This window comes from Sphingopyxis sp. 2PD (assembly GCF_005503695.1).
Classification (GTDB): domain Bacteria; phylum Pseudomonadota; class Alphaproteobacteria; order Sphingomonadales; family Sphingomonadaceae; genus Sphingopyxis.
This window is the reverse complement of the sequence record NZ_SCMU01000005.1, coordinates 55,004-73,211: the sequence shown is the minus strand read 5'-3', so window position 1 is coordinate 73,211 and position 18,208 is coordinate 55,004. Positions and strand designations below refer to the sequence as shown.

Sequence of the window (18,208 nt, the reverse complement as noted above, 5' to 3'; positions counted from 1 at the left end):
CAGCCCCGGTGTCAATGTCGGGGTGCATTCGGGCTAGCTAAGGCCTGACTCCCATAAACTGGCCGCCGATTACGAAATCTTCGCTCTTCGCTAGCAGGACGAGGCCAGCCTCCTTCGCTTGCGGGCCAAAGAGGTTGCCGGTGAAGCTTCCGTTAAACAGACCATTGAAATCTTTGATGGTCCCGCTCAATCGCAGGGTGTCGCTGCGACTTACTGTGCCGACGAGATCGAACAGATGTGGGCCGACCTTCCAGCGACCGGTAACTCGTCCGCTTGCGAGGTCTATCGACAGACTGGCCTGTTCATTACCTTCGCCCACTGATTGAGTGAATGCTGTCGTGGGTGAGTAAACAACCCTGCCGGCATAATCGAATGAACCGGACGTCGGCAGATCGGCATCTTGAGTTCGGCTACCGATCACAAAAAATCGATATCGCAGCAGATTTGAAAAACCACCTTCTGGGTCCGGACCGACCAAGCGGTGGAAGTCCGAGGCGCCGGCCAAATATCGGGCTTGCTCGTGCACAATGCCCCACTTCATGAGGTTGCCCTCGGTGCCATTCCATTCCGAAAATGCAATGCCATTGGGAAGCGCAGCGCTAAGCGACGTCGACGGATAGGCTCGGAACGAGTTGCCAGCCCGAATCGTCGCACTCTTATCCGCGTTCCAGCTCAGCGTCGCTGCACCCGGAGAGAGGTCGAACTGACCCGTCGCCCGGTCATAAAGAAACGGCTGGGGCGCCGGGGCCGCTACGTCCCGGCGTTCACGGTAGTTGACTTCTACGTAGGGCGACTGAAAAGTCATGTTGCGGTCGAACGCGATCGCGCTGTCATAGAAGACGGCAGGCGGCGGCGTTGGGGTCGGTGTAGGCGTGGGTGCTGGTGTTGGCGCCACGATCACGGGCGGCGGGTTGCCGTCGCTTGGTCCACCCCCGCCGCATGCTGAAGTCAGTCCCAATAGCGGTAAAAAAGCAATGCTGCGCGCAAACCTATTCGGCATTCGATTCCCTGTTCCGATAAAAACTATTGTTCTATGTTCAAGCACTATTCGAATCGTCAAGCCTGATGACTTGCCGCGGATATAGGGTCGGCGCTTATCTTCCAATAATCGAGTTCAAACGGCTGCCCTTGGACTTTTCGCCAGCCCGTGGTTTCACATGAACCGGTACATCGCCGAGGATGGCGACCTCTGCTGTGCTCTCTAGAGCATCGACGAGGTCAGAAGGGTTATCAGCATGCACCGCACAATTTCGCTGGCCGCAATCGGGCTGGCCGTGATCGTTCCGCAAACCGCATCGTCTGCAACGGGGCAGAAGATATGTACCCGCCATTCGACGATCGTGCTGGAACCGGGCGAAAAGGCGGAGGTCAATGGCGCGGGGGCGAGCGGGGTCGAACTGCTGATCTCCGGCCCCGCGGGGCAGTGGATTTTCGTCGATTACAACGGGCTGCCCGCACCCGGTGCGGGCGACGTGCCGGTCGCATCGAACAAGACGCAAACGGTCGTCCGTCGCGGCCACACGCCGCAAATCTATGCCATCTATTCGAAGGCGTCGCGGCTGATCGAGGGCAAACAGCTCACCGCGTTCATCAGCGGCCTGTACATCGACCGGCGACCGCTGGCCCAGCCGCGGATCAAGGGCAATGACGCCGACAAGGCGGTGTGGAGCCGTATCCTGCTGGGGCAGACGAGCAGTTGCGACCTGCGCTGGGTGCCGGGGCAGGGGCTGGTCAGCTAGCGCGGGCGCCGCACCGCCACCGCAAAATGGGTGGCGGGGCAACGCCCGCGATATGCGATCATGCCGCTGTGACGGCTTATTTCCGGATCGACGAGACCCGGATCATCTGCGGGCGGGCCGCGTCGGCGATCACCTGTTCGGCCTGTGCCGAGGCAAGCTGCCGCGTGTCGGCGCGGCACTGGCGGACGTCATTCTTGCCTTGAAGGTCGTAATCGGGTGCGCTTCCGCACACTTCGACGACGGCGCGCCAGATGCGGCGATCGAGGCTCTTGGCCCCGGCCTCGGTGCTGAGGTCAAGGTCGCGATGCTGGACGGTGACGCTCGGGTTCGCGAGCGGCGCCGGTTGGGCGAAGGCTGGCTGGCCCACCGATACGGCAGCCAGCGCGGCGAGGATCAGAAGCTTTTTCATCTTGTGTCTCCATCGACCGGCTGAAGAGGAGGGGAGGAAGCCGGTATCGGAGAGATAAGCGATTGGTCGGCGCGGCAGGAGCAACGATGTTGCGCGGCCATTCTGCAAAATTGCAGAATGCCGCGGCCACGCTTATGACGCACAAGACGCCATGTATGATTGGAACGACCTGAAAGCCTTTCTGGCGGTGGCCGAAACGGGCAGCACCCTGTCCGCGGCGCAGGCGCTGCGCGTCAGCCAGACCACCGTCGCGCGGCGCATCGCGGCGCTGGAGGAAGCGACCGGGCTCAACCTGTTCGAACGGCGGCAGGCGGGCTATGCGCTGACCCCGGTGGGCGAGGCGATGCTGGGCAGCGCCGCGGCGGTCCGCGACGCGGCGGCCCGGTTCGGCGAAGCGGCCAGTGCTTCATCGCGCGAAGTCGGCGGCACGGTCAGCCTGACGACGATGGAGATTTTTGCGGTCACCATCCTGCCACCGATCCTGCGCGATTTGCGCGCCGCACATCCCGGCATCCATATCCAGCTCGATACCTCGGACGAGGCGCGCGATCTGGCGAGCGGCGCCGTCGACATCGCGATCCGCAGCAGCAAGCAGCCGACCGGCGCGGGACTGGTCGGGCGCCGCATCGCCGACAATCCGTGGACGGTCTATTGCAGCCGAGATTACGCCGACCGCCACGGCATCCCGCACAGTCGTGAGCAACTTGCCGCGCATCCGTTCATCGGCGGCGGCGGCGGGGTGTGGGAACCCTATCTGGCTTGGCTCAGGCAATATGGGCTCGAGGAGGCGGTGGTGATGAAATATGACAGCGCCACCGGCCTGCTCGCCGGGGTGCGATCGGGGATGGGGCTTACCGTTCTGCCCGCCTTCATTGCCGACCGCGAACCCGATCTGATCCGCTGCATCCCGCCCAAGCAGGAAGACACTACAGGGCTGTGGCTGCTGACGCACGAACGATTGCGCCATGTCCCGCGCGTACGGCTGGTACTCGATTTCCTCGCGGTCGAGCTGACGAAATTAGCGCGCGCCTAGGCGTCGCCGCCCGTCTCGCGATCAACGGATCTTGGCGCACCCCAATGCCGCGGCGTCGATCGCCGTCGCCGCACCACGCAGCCGATAGGTATCGGCGATCGCACCGCCGGTCGCCGTGCTGCTCGTGACGCTCATGCTGGGGGCCGATCGCATCGCGGCTATGATCGCGGCGTCCATCCGCGCGTCGCTGGCCCAGCCATGCGCGCCGTTGCCGGTCAGGATGAAGCGGCGGCTACCGATCGTCAGGCGCAGGTCGCGCCCTGGCGCGCGCGCCTTTGACAGGCGGACATAGAATTGCCCGCGGATCCGCGATTTCGGCCAGTAACCGACGCTGGCATAGCCCTTGACCGTTGGTGTGCCGATCGTTGCCGAGGGTGCCGCCAGCGCGTAGCAGCGCGGCGTGGCGGGGTCGCGGAAGGCGCCCCAGCCATCGAAAATGCCGAGCGCGGTCGGGGTGGCGGCAAGCGTCGTGGCCGGCAGCGCCGCCAATGTCGCAATTAAGAAAGCCCGGAGCCGCATCGCGCCTTCGTTCGCGCGATTGGGGATGCTTTGCAAGCATGGCTTGCACGTGCTGATGCGTGCGTTAAGGAAGGTGGGCATTTTCAGGGGCCGGGAATCGGGGCAGCGAATCGCCGCCGACGCCTTGTCCCTCAGGGACTTTTCCCGCGGAACACAGGGATGGCGGATTAGAATGAAAGCGACGATCGAACGCGCGGTGTTGTTGAAGAGCCTTGGCCACGTCCAGTCGGTGGTCGAGCGGCGCAATACCATTCCCATCCTTTCGAACGTCCTGATCGAAGCCGACAGCACCGGCCAGCTGAAACTGATGGCGACCGACCTCGACCTGCAGGTTGTCGAAACGATCGCGGCCAAGGTCGAAACCGCGGGGACGACCACCGTGTCGGCGCACACCCTGTTCGAAATCGCCCGCAAGCTGCCTGAGGGCGCCGAGGTCAGCCTGGCCGCCGCCGAGGGCAAGATGCAGGTCAAGGCCGGCCGTTCGAACTTCAACCTGCCGACGCTGCCGCGCGACGATTTCCCGGTGATCGCCGAGGGCGACCTGCCGACGAATTTCGAGTTGCCGGTCGCCGAACTGATCCAGATCATCGACAAGACGCGTTTTGCGATTTCGACCGAGGAAACGCGCTATTATCTAAACGGCATCTTCCTGCACGTCGCCGAGGATGCCTCGGGCCCAGTGCTGAAGGCCGCGGCGACCGACGGCCACCGCCTCGCGCGCTACACCGTCACGCGCCCCGATGGCGCGGCGTCGATGCCCGACGTCATCGTGCCGCGCAAATGCGTCACCGAAATCCGCAAGCTGCTCGACGAGGCCGAGGGCAATGTCGAAATCAGCCTGTCGGCGTCGAAGGTGCGTTTCCAGCTTGGCAACGCGATCCTGACCTCGAAGCTGATCGACGGCACCTTCCCCGATTACAGCCGCGTCATTCCGACTGCGAACGACAAATTGCTCAAGGTCGATCCCAAGAGCCTCTATCAGGGTGTTGACCGCGTTTCGACGATCGCCAGCGAAAAGACGCGCGCGGTCAAGGTCGGGCTCGACAAGGACCGCATCACCCTCAGCGTGACCAGCCCCGAAAACGGCACCGCGGCTGAAGAAGTGGCGGCGGCCTATGACAGCGACATGATGGAGATCGGCTTCAACGCCCGTTACCTCAGCGACATCCTCGGCCAGGTCGACGGCGACAGCGTCGAACTGCACCTCGCCGATGCGAACGCCCCGACGCTAATCCGCGAAAGCGAGAAGAGCCCGGCGCTGTACGTGCTGATGCCGATGCGGGTTTGACGCAATTTCCTTCTCCCTTGATGGGAGAAGGATACGGAGCCTTATCGCGAAGCGATTAGGCGGAGTTGGATGAGGGTGACGGCGCGCCCTTTCGCCGTCATGTCAGGCCGACAGCGCACCCCCACCACTGCGACTAGGAAGCAAGCTTCAAAGTCTCGCTGCCTCTCCCATCAAGGGGGAGGGAACTTTTTTACCCCGCCTTCGCGACCCGCCAGATCACCCCGCCGGTGTCGTCGGCGACCAGCGCGCTGCCGTCCTTCGCGACCTTGACGTCGGCCGGACGGCCGCGGGTGGTTTTGCCGTCCTTGCCCAGAAACTGGTCGAGCAGGGTGACGGGCAGCGCGTCGACGGGCTTGCCGTTGGCACCGAATTTCACGAACACGACGCTGTAACCCGCGACCGGCTCGCGGTTCCATGACCCGTGCAGCGCGATCAATGCGCCGTTGGCCCAGCGCTCGCCGAGGTCGAGCCCCTGGGTAAAGGTCATGCCCAGCGGCGCGGTGTGCGCGCCGAGCCCATATTCGGGGCGCTTCACATATTGGCGGCGATCCTCGGCCTCGGGTTCGACGCGCGGGTCGACGAACCCGCCCCAATAATACCAGGGCCAGCCATAAAAATCGCCTTCGGTGACATCGGTCAGATAGTCGGGGACGAGGTCGCTGCCGAGCATATCGCGTTCGTTGACGACCGCCCACAGTCGCTCGCTGCCCGGATGGAAACCGAGCCCGACGGGATTGCGGATGCCCCCGGCGAAGGTGCGGATATATTTCTGTTCGGGCCTGACTTCGAGCACGCTGGCGCGGCGGAATTCGCGGTTCATGCCCGCTTCGCCGATATTGCTGTCAGCCCCGACGCCGACATAGAGCCAGCCGTTGGGGGCAGCGACAAGGCTTTTCGTCCAGTGACGATTGGTGCCCTTGGCGGGCAAGTCGACGATTTTCGTGGGCTTCCCACTCATCTTCGTTTCCCCCGCGACATAGGGGAAGGCGAGCAGCGCGTCGGTGTTGGCGACGTAGAGCGTCGTCCCGACCAGCGCCATGCCATAGGGCGAGTTGAGCCCGGTCAGATAGGCAGTCCGGACCTCGGCCTTGCCGTCGCCGTCGGCATCGCGGAGCAGGGTGATGCGGTTCGCCGACGGACGGCGGCTGGTGCCGCCCTTGGTCATCAGGCGGTTCATGATCTTGCCTTCGATCCCCGACGTATCGCGCGGCGGGCTCTGCGATTCCGCGACGAGTACGTCGCCATTGGGCAGCACGAGCATCGTGCGCGGATGGTCGAGCCCTTCGGCAAAACGGGCGACTGCCAGCCCCTGTGCGGCGCGCGGCGCCTGCCCCGCGGGCCAGCTTGTCGCTTCGGGGACGTTGATCGTCGGGAATGTCTCGGTCTTTTGCGACGCCATCACCGGCACTCGGCCGCTGAGTTCGGCGGTCGAGAAGCGCGCCACATCGGGCCGCGACATGATGTAGAGCGTGACGCCACCGATCACGACGAGCAGCAAAAGGGCGAGGGCGACATATTTCAGGATCTTGCGCATCGCTCTTACCTACACGGCTGATGCGCGGCGGCAAAGGGTTGAAACATCGGCGGCGCGGCGACGAACGCGGTTAACAGCGGAGCGATCGCGATTAACCTTACCCGAATCTTCATCATGGTTGGGAACGGCGCGGTGAGGGGCGCGGTTTAGGAGGGGCGCTCCAAGGCAACGGACGGGGACTCCATGCATCTGCCTGCACCATTTCTGTCCGATCGCGCCGCGGTCGAAGACGCCCATGCGCTGATCCGCATGCACGGCGAAGAGGCCGGCTTCGCCGCCGCCGCGCGCGCCGAGCAATATCGCGTGCTGGGCAATCACGTCCATTTCGCGCGCTGGCGGCAGATCGAACGGCTGATCACCTATCTGGCGGCCGAGGATGTTCTCGACACGGTGCATTGAATATCCTTCCTCCCCCTTGATGGGGGAGGCAGCGAGACTTGCCAGCTTGCTGGCCTAGTCGCAGCGGTGGGGGTGCTGTATCGGCCTGAGATGACCGTGCAAAGACGCACCATCACCCCCATCCAACGTTGCCTAATCGCTGCGCGATAAGGCGACGTATCCTTCCCCCATCAAGGGGGAAGGAGGTCAAATCCGCAGCCCTGCCGTCTCCGGCAATCCCGCCATGATGTTGAGGTTCTGGACACAGGCACCGCTTGCGCCCTTGCCCAGATTGTCGAGCCGCGCGACGAGGCGCGCCTGGCTGGCATCAGCATTGGCAAAGACGAACAGCGCGATCCGGTCATCACCCGCGTCGGAGGCGCGGAGCAGCATTTCGCCGTCGGTCGGCGCTTCGCCCATGACGACCACCGGGCTCGCGCCGTAAAAATCGGCGAGCGCCGTGCGCAAGGCGTCGGGCGACGCGGCACCGGGCATCGCGCCGAGCGGCAACGGAACCTCGACCACCATCCCGCGATGCGCGGGGATCACTGCGGGCGAAAAGAGCGGGCCGATCGCGAGCCCGCACTGCGCCTGCATCTCGGGCACATGCTTGTGGCCGAGCGTCAGCGCATAGCCGCGCCAAGCGATGTCGCGGTCCGCTTCGAAGCGTTCGATCAGCGCCTTGCCGCCGCCCGAATAGCCGCTGACCGCGTAGCAGATATAGGCCCAGTCGGCAGGGAGCAGACCCGCGCGCACGAGCGGTGCGACGAGCGCAATGAAACCGGTCGAATAACAGCCGGGGTTCGACACGCGCGCGGCGCCGGCGACGGCGTCATGTCCGCTGACTTCGGGAAAGCCATAGACCCAGCCAGGTGCGACCCGATGCGCGGTCGACGCGTCGATCACCCGGGTGCGATCATTGGCGATCATCTCCACCGCTTCGCGCGCGGCATCGTCGGGCAGGCAGAGGATGACGAAATCGGCGTCGTTCAGTGCTTCGCGCCGCGCATCGGCATCCTTGCGGCGCGTATCGTCCAGCGTCAGCAGCGAAAACTCGCGCCGTCCGGCAAGCCGCTCAGCGATTTCGAGGCCCGTCGTTCCCGCCGCGCCGTCGATGAAAACCGTCTTTGTCATATCTTATCGCAGTCGTTTATATCCGCTCACCGGCGGATCATGATCCTTGGCAGCCGATCGCGCGATGACGTCGGCCAGCGGTTCTGCTTTCACCGCCATCCATCGTCGGCTGGCATGGATGATGTTGCGCTCGTCGGCCATGATGCCGACATGGCCGGGGAAAAATACGAGGTCGCCGCGCGCGAGCGCCGCCGGGTCGACATCCTTGTCCGCGCCGAGCGATGCGAGTTGCAGGTCGCTGTCGCGCGGCAACTGGACCCCCGCGGCAGCCCAGCTCAGCTGGACGAGGCCCGAACAGTCGATGCCCTTCGACGTGCGGCCGCCCCACAGATAGGGCGTGCCGATCAGCTCCTCGGCGCGTCCTGCGGGGTCGCTGTCTTCGGCGCCAACCTCGACCAGCGCGGCCAGCGGCAAATAACCGTGCGCGGTCGCCAGCCATTCGCCCTCGATCTCGCCCATCACCAGCGCGCCGCGCGGCAGTACCGCGGGGCCGCCGCTCGCGGCGTCAGGCGCATTGTGCAGGATCGCCTCGATCATCTCGACGCGGTGCGTCGGCGCGATCGGCGCGGCGAGCGCGTCCGCCGACAGATAGCCGACATAATGGTCGGCAAGACAATATCCCCACGCCCAGCCGCCGGTGAGGTCGAGCAGCGCAAAACCTTCGCCGAACAGCAGCTCGCTCGTCTGGTCGGCGTCGAGCGACGGCGATCCGCGCAGCACCGCGGCGGGCAGCACGCCGCTGCGCATCATCGGCGCGGCATAATGCGGGGCGAAATGCTGGCCGGCGACTGCGATGTCGGCCAGGTCGGGGCGGATCGCGACGATGCGCGGGTCATAGGCCTGCGATGTGCCGGTCAGGCCAAAGCGATCGCGACCCGCGCCCACGGCGCCGGGGCGCCCCATGCGAACGCGATTTGCCGCTGAATTGTCGCCGCTCTGACCTGTCACTTGCCGTCCTGTTGTCATCCGACGTCCGCTGGGCGCGGACAGTCGCGCGCCATTAGACCAGCCGGGGTCCGCATATCAAGAATGTTCAACCCCTGCCGCGCCGGTCGTATCGCGCCTGCAGCATGGCCCATGCGGCGCGCAGCCCCAGCGCGGCGCCCCCCTTGGGCCGCCCGGGCTTGGCCGACGGGCGCCAGGCAAAGGTGTCGAGATGCGCCCATAGCGCGCCATCGGGTACAAAGCGTTTGAGAAACAGCGCGGCGGTGATCGTCCCGGCAAAGGCCGAGCTGCCGGCATTGCCAAGGTCGGCGACGTCGGTTTCGAGGAGCTCGGCATAGCCGTCCCATAGCGGCATTCGCCACAAAGGATCGTCGCGGTCGGTACCGGCGGCCAGCATCGCGTCGGCCAGCGCGTCATCATTGGCGAACAGCGGCGGGAGGTCGGGACCGAGCGCGACGCGCGCGGCCCCGGTCAGCGTCGCGAAATCGATGATCAGCTCGGGCTTGTCCTCGCCCGCCTTCGCCAGCGCGTCGCCCAGCACCAATCGGCCCTCGGCATCGGTGTTGCCGATCTCGACCGTCAGGCCAAGACGGCTCTTCAGCACGTCACCGGGACGGAAGGCGTCGGCGGAGATCGCATTTTCTGCCGCGGCGACCAGACAGTGCAGCCGCACCGGCAGCCCGCTCGCCATCACCAGTTCGGCGAGCGCCAGCACATGCGCCGCGCCGCCCATATCCTTTTTCATCAGCCGCATGCCCGACGCCGGTTTGATGTCGAGCCCGCCGCTGTCGAAACTGATCCCCTTGCCGACCAACGCGATGCGCGGGTCGCCGTCCTTGCCCCATTCGATCTCGATCAGCCGTGGGGCGTGGTGCTTGGCGGCGGCACGTCCGACCGCGTGGATCATCGGATAGCCCTGTTCCAGCGCCTCGCCCTTGGTGACGGTCAGCTTGCCGCCATGCGCCTTGGCGATCCGTTCGGCGGCCTTTTCGATCGCGGCGGGCCCCATATCGGCGGCGGGGGTGTTCACCATGTCGCGAACCAGCGCGACCGCGCGCATTTCGGCCACCATCGGTGCGATCGCGCCGACATCGCTGGTCAGCAGCACGCGCGGCCCCTTGCTCTCGACCTTCGTGCGATAAGTGTCGAAACGATATTGCGCGCTCATCCACCCGAACAGCGCCTTGCCGGGTTGCTGACCTTCGAGCCGATAGCGTCCGGCGGGCAGGATCTGGCCCAGTTTGGCAAGGCACCACGCCGACAGGCTGTCGACCTTCGCGACGGTGGTGACGACCGCCCAATTGTCGGGGTCGTCACCCGGCAGGATCGCGTGGACATAGGGGTCGGGCTTGAAGCCGACCGCGGCCAGGTGCGCGCGTTCGCGGGCGCTGCGGCTCTTGAGCCATTCGTCATAGCCCTTTTTGTCGACAAGATGGATCGTGCGCGCGTCCTGCCCCTTGTCGGGCTGGATCAGGTCGGAATAGTCGGTCATGCCGACGGTGCTAGGCCGCCGGGGATATTTTGTCGATTCCCGGCGTTATGCTGACATGACGACAGAAATTCGGCCCCGTTCCGCCCTGCTGCTCCTGACCGGTGCGGCGCTGCTTGCCGCCTGTGCCGAGGATCCGCCGACGCCCGCCGAGCAGGCGGCCGCAGCTGCGGTTCCCGGCGCGCCGCCTGACGGCGTAGCCGACGTGGAGGCGAAAAACGCGGCAGCGTCCAACGTCAGCGAAAGCAATGACCTGATCGAGTTTGCTTACGCCTATCCGCGTGAGGCCGCGACGATTCCGGATCTCGCCGCGTGGCTGGATAATGACCGCGCGACGAGGCGCGATGCCCTGATCGCGGCGGCGGGGCGTGACAAGGCCGCAGCCGAGAAAGCGGGCTTTCCCTATCGCAAGCATAGCCATTTGCAGACATGGCAACGTGTGTCGAACACGCCGCGCTTCCTGAGCCTGTCGGCGGAGATCCAGACTTATACCGGCGGCGCCCATGGCATGACCAGCTTTGCGACGCTGCTGTGGGATCGCAATCGCGCCAAACGGCTGCAACCGCTCGACCTGTTCACCAGCGGCGAGGCGTTCGATGCCGCGATCCGCGAGCCTTTCTGCGCAGCGATCAAACGCGCCAAAGCGGCGAAGGGCATCGTCCGCGAAGAGGCGCCCGACAGCCCGTTCGCGGGCTGCCCCCCGGCATCGGCGCAGACGGTGTGGATCGGATCGTCCGACGGACGTTATCTCGACCGCATGACGATCGCGATCGCCCCCTATGAAATCGGTCCCTTTGCCGAGGGCAGCTATCGGGTGAACGTGCCAATGACCGGCGCGGTCGTCGCGGCGGCGAAGGACGAGTTCAAGCGCGACCTGCTCCCCATCAACTGAGGTGGCCGCACGCCCCGCGCTGCATCGCCAAACGCTATTCGGCGGCTTCGAGTTCGCTCGCAGCGGCTGCCGCTTCGCGCGCATTGGAAAAGGTCAGCACGCCGTCGTCGATCGCTCCGCTGCGCATGTCGATCCGGTCCTGCACATAATTTTGGCTGAGCCGCCAGGGCAGCGCCACCGTGCTCTTGGGCATGATGTGCAGCGAACGCTGGATATAGCCCGACGAGAAGTCGAAGACATTCTCTTCCTCCAGGCTCGCCGGATCGGCGAGCGCGGGGGTTGCGACCGTCGTCCCGATGGCCTGCATATGGTTGAGCACGCGGCAGACATATTCCGACACGATGTCGGCGCGTAGCGTCCAGCTGGCGTTGAGATAGCCGAATACCGCCGAGAAGTTTGGCACGTTCGAAAACATGCACGCCTTGTAATAGAAATGATCGTGCCAGTTGACGGTTTCGCCATCGACACGCACCGGAATCTTGCCCGCGACGGCCAGCTTCAGCCCCGTCGCGGTGACGATGATGTCGGCGTCCAGATGCTGGCCCGATTTCAGCTGGATGCCCGTCGCGTCAAAGCGTTCGATATGGTCGGTGACGACCGACGCCTTATCGGCCTTCATCGCCTCAAAGAAATCGGCATCGGGGACGAGGCACAGCCGTTGATCCCATGGGTTATAGGGCGGGGTAAACGCCTTGGCATCATAGCGGTCGCCGAGGCTCGCCTTCAGCTTGTTGGTCAGGAATTCCTTGACCTTTTCGGGCTTTTCGCGCGCGCGCCGAAAGGCGATGTCTTGCAGGCGGACATTCTTGAAGCGGGTGATCTTGTACGCCAGCTCCTCGGGCAGGAATTTACGCAGGAAATTTGCCAGCCCGTCCTTTGCCGGACGGATGAAATACCAGGTCGGGGTGCGTTGCAGCATCGTCACATGCGCGGCCTTGTCGGCCATCGACGGGACGATCGTGACCGCGGTCGCGCCCGATCCAATCACCACCACCTTCTTGCCCGCATAGTCCAGATTTTCGGGCCAGAACTGCGGATGGATGATCTGCCCCTGGAAATCCTCGCGCCCGGTGAAATTGGCGTCGAACGGCTCGTCATAGTCATAATAGCCCGCGCCGAGGTACAGCCAGCGCGCGGTGGTGGTCGATGTCCCGCCCGCGGCATCCTCCAGCGTCACCGTCCAGCGCGCAGCCGTGCTGTCCCAATCGGCCCCGACGACCTTGCGGTCGAAACGGATGCGCTCGCGGATATGGCGTTCGTCGACGATGCGGTTCAGATATTCCAGGATCGACGGACCGTCGGCGATCGATTTTTCATGCTTCCAGGGTTCAAACACGAACCCCAGCGTATGCATGTCGCTGTCCGACCGGATGCCGGGATAGCGGAACAGGTCCCAGGTACCGCCCAGATTGGCGCGGCGCTCGACCAGGGCAAAGCTGCGATCGGGGCAATGCATCTGCAAATGCACCGCCATGCCGATGCCCGAGATGCCCGCGCCGACGATCAGCACATCCTGATCGACTGGTGCAGCGTTCGCGTTCGCGGGGCGTTCCATCGTCGCCGTGCCTGCCATCATCCTGTCTCCCGACTATGTTTGAAGGCAGATTACGCACCGCGTTGCATTTTGCAATCGAATTGACGTTTACGGAAAGCAGCGACGCGGTGAAGCCCGCTTGTCGCTGTCACAATATTGTCATAGGGGCGTAACGATTTTGTCACCTTGGGCCGCCGCGCCCGCCCTTGCAGGAAAGGATAGAGCCCGTGCGTCAGATCGCTGTCCTTCCCTATCGCTTCAGCGGCGCGGCGCACGATGGCCCGACCGAAATCCTGCTGATCACGTCGCGCGAGACCAAGCGCTGGGTGGTACCAAAGGGCAATCCGTTGACCGGAATGACGCGCCATGCCGCGGCGGCGATCGAGGCGGAGGAGGAAGCGGGCGTAACCGGCTCTGTCTGTCCGACCCCGATCGGCAGTTATGAATATCGCAAGCGCCGCGCGAACGGCGCGGCGATCATGTACAATGTCGAAGTCTTTCCGCTCGCCGTGACCAACGAGCTCGCCGAGTGGAAGGAAATGGACGAACGCGAACGCAAATGGTTCTCGTTCCGCGATGCCGCTTCGGCGGTCGAGGAACCCGATTTGCAGGCGTTGATCCGCTCGTTCGGCGATGGCGGTTTTCGCGCCGTCGCCGCACCGCGCAGCGTCGTCCTGGATGTAGCCGAAAAAGCAGGGGTAAGCCGAATGTTCGCATGGTTTCAGCGATTGCTGCCGCGACAGGGAAATTTCTTTGAATTGTTCGAAAGCCATGCCGCGACGCTGGTCGCCGGCGCCAATGCGCTGTCGCGCATGTTGCAGGGCGGCGAGGGGATGGCCGACCATGTCCAGGAAATCATCGAGCGCGAACATGACGCCGATGCGATCACCCGCGAAGTGCTCCAGACGGTTCGCCGCACCTTCCTGACCCCGTTCGACCGCAGCGCGATCACCGATCTGATCGCGTCGATGGACGATGCGATCGACGAGATGCAAAAGACCGCGGGCGCCGTCGATCTGTATGATGTCACAGAATTCGAACCCGAAATGCGCGACATTGGCGGCATCATCGTCGACGCGGCGCGCTTGACCGCGGAGGCGCTGCCTCTGCTGCGCAATATTTCGGCCAACGCGACGCGCCTGCATGAACTGACCGAGCGACTGGTACGGATGGAAGGTCATGCCGACGAAATCCACGCGGCGGGGCTCAAGCGCTTGTTCAAGGAACATGGGCAGTCGAACAGCGCCCGCTTCCTGATCGGGCGCGAACTCTATCGTCATCTGGAGCGCGTGACCGACAGCTTCGAGGATGTCGCGAACGAGATCGACGGCCTGGTCATCGACCACGCATAAGCGGGGGCGCAAACCATGCACGAACTCGCTTTCCCGCTCCTCGTCGGCCTGATCATCCTGGCGCTGGCGTTCGATTTCCTGAACGGACTCCACGACGCGGCGAACAGCATCGCGACCGTCGTTGCGACGCGCCTATTGCGTCCGGTGCAGGCAGTGGTTTTTGCCGCTTTCTTCAATTTTGCCGCCTATTTCCTGTCGATCATCTTTCCCGAACTTCACAAGGTTGCCGAGACGATCGGCAAGGGGATCATCGACAAGGATCTGGTGACCCCGGCGGTGGTGTTCGGGGCGCTGGTCGGCGCGATGTTCTGGAACATCGTCACCTGGCTGAAGGGCATTCCGTCGTCGTCGAGCCACGCGCTCGTTGGCGGCATCGTCGGCGCAGGGGTCGCGCACGCGGGGTTCGAGGGAATCGAGTGGACGGGGCTCAACAAAACCGTCATCGCGATCTTCCTCTCGCCGATGCTGGGCATGTTGCTGGCGATGCTGGTGATGCTGGTCAGCAGCTGGGCGCTGCACCGCGCCACCGCCAAATTCGCCGAAAAAACCTTTCGCCGCCTCCACCTGCTGTCATCGGCTGCCTATTCGGTCAGCCACGGGCTGAACGACGCGCAAAAGACGATGGGGATAATCGCGGTGCTGCTATATTCGACCGGCTATCTGCAGGGCGAGTTTCATGTCCCGCACTGGGTGGCGTTCAGCTGCTATGTCGCGATCGCGCTAGGCACCCTGTCGGGCGGGTGGAAGATCATCGAGACCATGGGCGGGCGGATCACCAAGCTGTCGCACCATCAGGGTTTCGCGGCCTCGACCGGCGGGTCGATCATGGTGTTCACCGCCAGCCTGCTTGGCATCCCGGTGTCGACGACGCACACGATCACCGGCAGCATCATCGGCGCCGGCGTCGCCCGCCGCGCCAGCGCCGTACGCTGGGGCGTGGCGAGCAACGTCGTCGCGGCGTGGTTCATCACCATTCCCGCGAGCGCGGTGGTGGCGGCGGCGTTCTACGGCATCACGCGGCTGTTCTGATCAGCGCGCCGGGCGGTAGTCGACGCGCGCGCCACCGACCATGCGCACCGGCAGATACAGCCCATTGCCATAGGCCTTGATCGCGCCGATTTCGAACCCGTCGATCTGGGTACGAATGACAAAGGCGCCTTCGCGGCGCTGGTCGACCGCGCGCTTGATCTTGCCCTGCAACTCGCCAAGGTCGCGGGTGAAATTCTGGGTCAGGGCGTCAGCGATCAGCGGCGCAAAGCCGGGATTCTGTCCGAGCGCGATGAGCAGGTCGCCGCCGACTCCGTCGGTATCGCCGGTGATCAGCAGGTCGGTAAAGCGCACCTCGGCCGACCCCGGTTTGTTGACCGGTACCGCGGTCATCCAGATGCGGCCATGGGTCGGTTCGCCGCTGCGACTGGCGAGCCGCATCGCGACATCGACGCCCAACGCGACGCGCCCGTCCGGCGCGCCATAGATTGTCGACGGCCCGAACTTGACCATCATCGGGCCGACCTTGGGCAGGTCGAACGGCCGCGCCGACCGTTTCTTGAGCGCGCGATCGACGACGGGTTGCAACTGCGCATAGTCGGCGAGCACGGGCACCCGCACGTCAAAGTGCGGCGTCGGTTTTTCGCGAACCATGGTCGGCAAGGGCGTCGGGGTGGGATCGGCGGGTCGGCCCGAGACAAAGGTTTCGGTGATCGCCTCCAGCCCCAGGTTGAGCCGCATTTGCTGCCCTTCCATCCGATACCCGCCATAGAGGATGCGCAGCGGCGTGACGCGCATCCACACCGGCGGGTTTTCGCGATTAAGCTCGAGCGCGGTGAAGCTCTGCCGCCAGACATCGGCGGCTTGTTTGCGGATGTCGATGCGGGCTATTTCGCGGTTCACCTCACGCTCGACGTCGCGCACGACGGGCTTGAGCTTGGCATCGGCCTCGTCGGTAAAGGTGATGCGCTTGCCCAGGAAATCGATCCCGGGCGCCTTGGTCCAGCCATAGCTGATCCGCGCCGTGCCGCGCGTACGCCAGTCGGGGGTGACGTCGATCCTCACGCGCGCATGCGCCATCGCGGCGCCGGTCGCGGTCTCGCCCTTCAGCACCCCGCCGACGTCGCGCGCCGCGATCGTGGCATTGAGCGGCACGTCGACGATAATTTCGTCGCCCACCCCGCGCAGCCGCAACGCCCCGCGCGTGACGCGCCCGACGATGGTGCAGGCGATCGGCGGCGTCACCTTGACCTTCTTGCCAAACACCTTGACCCGCTGCGGCTTGACGCACGCGCGCTCGCGCCGGTTGATCGTCCACAGCGTCTTGGGGACAGCACGCTCCAGCGCCCGTTTGAGCGCGCTGGTATCGGCGTTGATAGGGACCGCGATCAGCGATTTTTGCGACGGGGAAGGGGCTTTATCGGTGGATCGCGGTGGCGGTTCGACCTCAACCTCGCGGTCGCATGCCGTGAGCATGCTTGCCGACGCTATGGCCACGGCCAACAAGTTGATCGCCCGCATGTCTCAGCCCCCGATTGATGCCCCCATGGTAACACCAGTCGGTAAAGGTTGTTCCAACAATTTCCGGGTCAGGCGGCGATCACCCCGAACAGGTCATGCTCGTCGGCGTCCTCGATCTCGACATCGACGATGTCGCCCGCCTTCAGCGTCGCGGCGACGTCGCGGAGGTAGACATGGCCGTCGATCTCGGGGGCGTCGGCCTGTGACCGGCCCGTCGCACCGATGCTGCCATCTTCGTCCGCCTCGCCAACCTCGTCGATGATCACGGGCAGCGTGCGGCCGATCTTGGCGTCGAGCTTCGCGGCGCTGATCGCGGCGGTTTTCGCCATGATCCGCTGGAAGCGTTCTTCCTTGACCTCTTCGGGCACCGGGTCGGGCAGGGCGTTCGCCTGCGCTCCCGCGACGGGTTCGAAACGGAAGGCGCCGACGCGGTCAAGCTGCGCCTCGTCGAGCCAGTCGAGGAGATATCGGAAATCTTCTTCGGTCTCGCCGGGGAAGCCGACGACGAAGCTCGAGCGGATTGCGATGTCGGGCGCGATCGCGCGCCAGCTTTTCAGCCGCTCGAGCACCTTCGCCTCGTTCGCGGGGCGCTTCATGCGCTTGAGGACGCTCGGGCTCGCGTGCTGGAAAGGGATGTCGAGATAAGGGGTAAGCAATCCCTCGGCCATCAGCGGAATAACCGCGTCGACATGCGGGTAGGGATAGACATAGTGCAGCCGCACCCATGGGGCGCGGCCTTCGCTGGTGCGCAGCTGGCCGAGTTCGCGGGCGAGGTCGGTCATATGGGCGCGGACTTCGCGGCCATGCCACTGGCGCGGATCATGCCTGATATCGACGCCGTAAGCCGAGGTGTCCTGGCTGATCACCAGCAGCTCCTTGGTCCCCGCGGCGACGAGCTTTTCGGCTTCGCGGAGCACCGCGTCGATGCGGCGGCTGACGAGTTTGCCGCGCAGATCCGGGATGATGCAGAAGGCGCAGCTGTGGTTGCAGCCTTCGGAAATCTTCAAATAGCTATAGTGCCGCGGGGTGAGCTTCAGCCCGCCCTCGGGAACGAGGTCGACGAACGGCCCCTGCGTCGGCGGCGCGGCGTCGTGGACCGCATCGACTACCTGCTCATACTGATGCGCGCCCGTGACCGCGAGGACGTTGGGAAAACGCGCGCGGATAACCTCGGCTTCATTGCCCATGCAGCCGGTCACGATGACGCGGCCATTCTCCGCCATCGCTTCGCCGATCGCCTCGAGGCTTTCCTCTTTCGCCGAGTCGAGGAAGCCGCAGGTGTTGACCAGCACGACGTCGGCGCCCGCATAATCGGGCGACAGGCCGTAACCGTCTGCGCGCAGCTTGGTCAGAATCCGTTCGCTATCGACCAATGCCTTGGGGCAGCCGAGCGAAACCATGCCGACCTTCGGCTGGGTGGGGAGCGTTGTGACTGTCATGATTGCGGGCGCGCA

General features: G+C 64.6%; 17 protein-coding genes. 7 read left to right on the top strand and 10 right to left on the bottom strand.

Annotation, left to right across the window (positions count from 1 at the left end):
- Nucleotides 1-37 precede the first annotated feature (37 nt).
- Nucleotides 38-1,000 carry a HupA family protein gene (locus FFS18_RS06595; protein ID WP_137870261.1) on the bottom strand — a complete coding sequence of 321 codons (963 nt, stop codon included), beginning with the start codon at nt 998-1,000 and terminating at the stop codon, nt 38-40.
- Nucleotides 1,001-1,235: 235 nt separating this feature from the next.
- On the opposite strand from FFS18_RS06595, the gene FFS18_RS06590 reads away from it, so the two are divergent.
- A complete protein-coding gene (locus tag FFS18_RS06590; RefSeq protein WP_137870260.1) occupies nt 1,236-1,739 on the top strand; it encodes a hypothetical protein in 504 nt (167 codons plus the stop codon).
- A gap of 76 nt (nt 1,740-1,815) precedes the next feature.
- On the opposite strand, the gene FFS18_RS06585 is transcribed toward FFS18_RS06590, so the two are convergent.
- On the bottom strand, nt 1,816-2,148 hold the full coding sequence (locus FFS18_RS06585; protein WP_137870259.1) for a UrcA family protein: 333 nt from the start codon (nt 2,146-2,148) through the stop codon (nt 1,816-1,818).
- 151 nt (nt 2,149-2,299) lie between these two features.
- On the opposite strand from FFS18_RS06585, the gene FFS18_RS06580 reads away from it, so the two are divergent.
- Nucleotides 2,300-3,181 carry a LysR family transcriptional regulator gene (locus FFS18_RS06580; RefSeq protein ID WP_120215736.1) on the top strand — a complete coding sequence of 294 codons (882 nt, stop codon included), beginning with the start codon at nt 2,300-2,302 and terminating at the stop codon, nt 3,179-3,181.
- A gap of 21 nt (nt 3,182-3,202) precedes the next feature.
- Here FFS18_RS06580 and FFS18_RS06575 read toward each other — a convergent pair whose 3' ends face one another.
- Nucleotides 3,203-3,700: a hypothetical protein gene (locus tag FFS18_RS06575; RefSeq protein ID WP_137870258.1), complete on the bottom strand. Its 498-nt coding sequence runs from the start codon at nt 3,698-3,700 to the stop codon at nt 3,203-3,205.
- A 172-nt stretch (nt 3,701-3,872) separates the two neighbouring features.
- Between FFS18_RS06575 and dnaN the strand changes: the two genes are divergently transcribed.
- A complete protein-coding gene (gene dnaN, locus FFS18_RS06570; RefSeq protein ID WP_137870257.1) occupies nt 3,873-4,988 on the top strand; it encodes a DNA polymerase III subunit beta in 1,116 nt (371 codons plus the stop codon).
- Nucleotides 4,989-5,178: 190 nt separating this feature from the next.
- Here dnaN and FFS18_RS06565 read toward each other — a convergent pair whose 3' ends face one another.
- A complete protein-coding gene (locus tag FFS18_RS06565) occupies nt 5,179-6,522 on the bottom strand; it encodes a PQQ-dependent sugar dehydrogenase (RefSeq protein WP_137870256.1) in 1,344 nt (447 codons plus the stop codon).
- Nucleotides 6,523-6,705: 183 nt separating this feature from the next.
- Between FFS18_RS06565 and FFS18_RS06560 the strand changes: the two genes are divergently transcribed.
- Nucleotides 6,706-6,921 carry a hypothetical protein gene (locus FFS18_RS06560; RefSeq protein ID WP_120215739.1) on the top strand — a complete coding sequence of 72 codons (216 nt, stop codon included), beginning with the start codon at nt 6,706-6,708 and terminating at the stop codon, nt 6,919-6,921.
- A gap of 186 nt (nt 6,922-7,107) precedes the next feature.
- Here the strand turns inward: FFS18_RS06560 and argC are convergent, their stop codons facing one another.
- From argC to FFS18_RS06545, 3 genes are all read right to left on the bottom strand, one after another.
- Nucleotides 7,108-8,034 carry an N-acetyl-gamma-glutamyl-phosphate reductase gene (gene argC / locus FFS18_RS06555; RefSeq protein ID WP_137870255.1) on the bottom strand — a complete coding sequence of 309 codons (927 nt, stop codon included), beginning with the start codon at nt 8,032-8,034 and terminating at the stop codon, nt 7,108-7,110.
- A gap of 3 nt (nt 8,035-8,037) precedes the next feature.
- Nucleotides 8,038-8,982: a C40 family peptidase gene (locus FFS18_RS06550; protein WP_283214402.1), complete on the bottom strand. Its 945-nt coding sequence runs from the start codon at nt 8,980-8,982 to the stop codon at nt 8,038-8,040.
- Between the two features lie 85 nt (nt 8,983-9,067).
- The gene (locus tag FFS18_RS06545; RefSeq protein ID WP_137870254.1) at nt 9,068-10,471 is read right to left on the bottom strand and encodes a leucyl aminopeptidase family protein; all 1,404 of its coding nucleotides are present in this window, start codon (nt 10,469-10,471) and stop codon (nt 9,068-9,070) included.
- A 55-nt stretch (nt 10,472-10,526) separates the two neighbouring features.
- Between FFS18_RS06545 and FFS18_RS06540 the strand changes: the two genes are divergently transcribed.
- The gene (locus FFS18_RS06540; protein ID WP_137870253.1) at nt 10,527-11,360 is read left to right on the top strand and encodes a DUF4163 domain-containing protein; all 834 of its coding nucleotides are present in this window, start codon (nt 10,527-10,529) and stop codon (nt 11,358-11,360) included.
- Between the two features lie 34 nt (nt 11,361-11,394).
- On the opposite strand, the gene FFS18_RS06535 is transcribed toward FFS18_RS06540, so the two are convergent.
- Entirely contained in the window at nt 11,395-12,933 is a 1,539-nt protein-coding gene (locus FFS18_RS06535; protein WP_249340335.1) for a flavin-containing monooxygenase, read from the bottom strand.
- A gap of 188 nt (nt 12,934-13,121) precedes the next feature.
- Here FFS18_RS06535 and FFS18_RS06530 point away from each other — a divergent pair, with 188 nt between their 5' ends.
- Nucleotides 13,122-14,246: a DUF47 family protein gene (locus tag FFS18_RS06530; protein ID WP_171005249.1), complete on the top strand. Its 1,125-nt coding sequence runs from the start codon at nt 13,122-13,124 to the stop codon at nt 14,244-14,246.
- 15 nt (nt 14,247-14,261) lie between these two features.
- On the top strand, nt 14,262-15,275 hold the full coding sequence (locus FFS18_RS06525) for an inorganic phosphate transporter (RefSeq protein WP_120215743.1): 1,014 nt from the start codon (nt 14,262-14,264) through the stop codon (nt 15,273-15,275).
- On the opposite strand, the gene FFS18_RS06520 is transcribed toward FFS18_RS06525, so the two are convergent.
- Nucleotides 15,276-16,709: a DUF4403 family protein gene (locus tag FFS18_RS06520; RefSeq protein WP_249340330.1), complete on the bottom strand. Its 1,434-nt coding sequence runs from the start codon at nt 16,707-16,709 to the stop codon at nt 15,276-15,278.
- A gap of 113 nt (nt 16,710-16,822) precedes the next feature.
- The gene (gene rimO / locus FFS18_RS06515) at nt 16,823-18,193 is read right to left on the bottom strand and encodes a 30S ribosomal protein S12 methylthiotransferase RimO (RefSeq protein WP_137870251.1); all 1,371 of its coding nucleotides are present in this window, start codon (nt 18,191-18,193) and stop codon (nt 16,823-16,825) included.
- Nucleotides 18,194-18,208: the final 15 nt, after the last annotated feature.

What these genes read in the sequence shown, in the direction of transcription:
- FFS18_RS06595 (WP_137870261.1), bottom strand. Translation starts at nt 1,000, where the DNA reads ATGCCGAATAGGTTTGCGCGCAGCATTGCTTTTTTACCGCTATTGGGA.
- FFS18_RS06590 (WP_137870260.1), top strand. Translation starts at nt 1,236, where the DNA reads ATGCACCGCACAATTTCGCTGGCCGCAATCGGGCTGGCCGTGATCGTT.
- FFS18_RS06585 (WP_137870259.1), bottom strand. Translation starts at nt 2,148, where the DNA reads ATGAAAAAGCTTCTGATCCTCGCCGCGCTGGCTGCCGTATCGGTGGGC.
- FFS18_RS06580 (WP_120215736.1), top strand. Translation starts at nt 2,300, where the DNA reads ATGTATGATTGGAACGACCTGAAAGCCTTTCTGGCGGTGGCCGAAACG.
- FFS18_RS06575 (WP_137870258.1), bottom strand. Translation starts at nt 3,700, where the DNA reads ATGCGGCTCCGGGCTTTCTTAATTGCGACATTGGCGGCGCTGCCGGCC.
- dnaN (WP_137870257.1), top strand. Translation starts at nt 3,873, where the DNA reads ATGAAAGCGACGATCGAACGCGCGGTGTTGTTGAAGAGCCTTGGCCAC.
- FFS18_RS06565 (WP_137870256.1), bottom strand. Translation starts at nt 6,522, where the DNA reads ATGCGCAAGATCCTGAAATATGTCGCCCTCGCCCTTTTGCTGCTCGTC.
- FFS18_RS06560 (WP_120215739.1), top strand. Translation starts at nt 6,706, where the DNA reads ATGCATCTGCCTGCACCATTTCTGTCCGATCGCGCCGCGGTCGAAGAC.
- argC (WP_137870255.1), bottom strand. Translation starts at nt 8,034, where the DNA reads ATGACAAAGACGGTTTTCATCGACGGCGCGGCGGGAACGACGGGCCTC.
- FFS18_RS06545 (WP_137870254.1), bottom strand. Translation starts at nt 10,471, where the DNA reads ATGACCGACTATTCCGACCTGATCCAGCCCGACAAGGGGCAGGACGCG.
- FFS18_RS06540 (WP_137870253.1), top strand. Translation starts at nt 10,527, where the DNA reads ATGACGACAGAAATTCGGCCCCGTTCCGCCCTGCTGCTCCTGACCGGT.
- FFS18_RS06535 (WP_249340335.1), bottom strand. Translation starts at nt 12,933, where the DNA reads ATGGCAGGCACGGCGACGATGGAACGCCCCGCGAACGCGAACGCTGCA.
- FFS18_RS06525 (WP_120215743.1), top strand. Translation starts at nt 14,262, where the DNA reads ATGCACGAACTCGCTTTCCCGCTCCTCGTCGGCCTGATCATCCTGGCG.
- FFS18_RS06520 (WP_249340330.1), bottom strand. Translation starts at nt 16,709, where the DNA reads ATGCTCACGGCATGCGACCGCGAGGTTGAGGTCGAACCGCCACCGCGA.
- rimO (WP_137870251.1), bottom strand. Translation starts at nt 18,193, where the DNA reads ATGACAGTCACAACGCTCCCCACCCAGCCGAAGGTCGGCATGGTTTCG.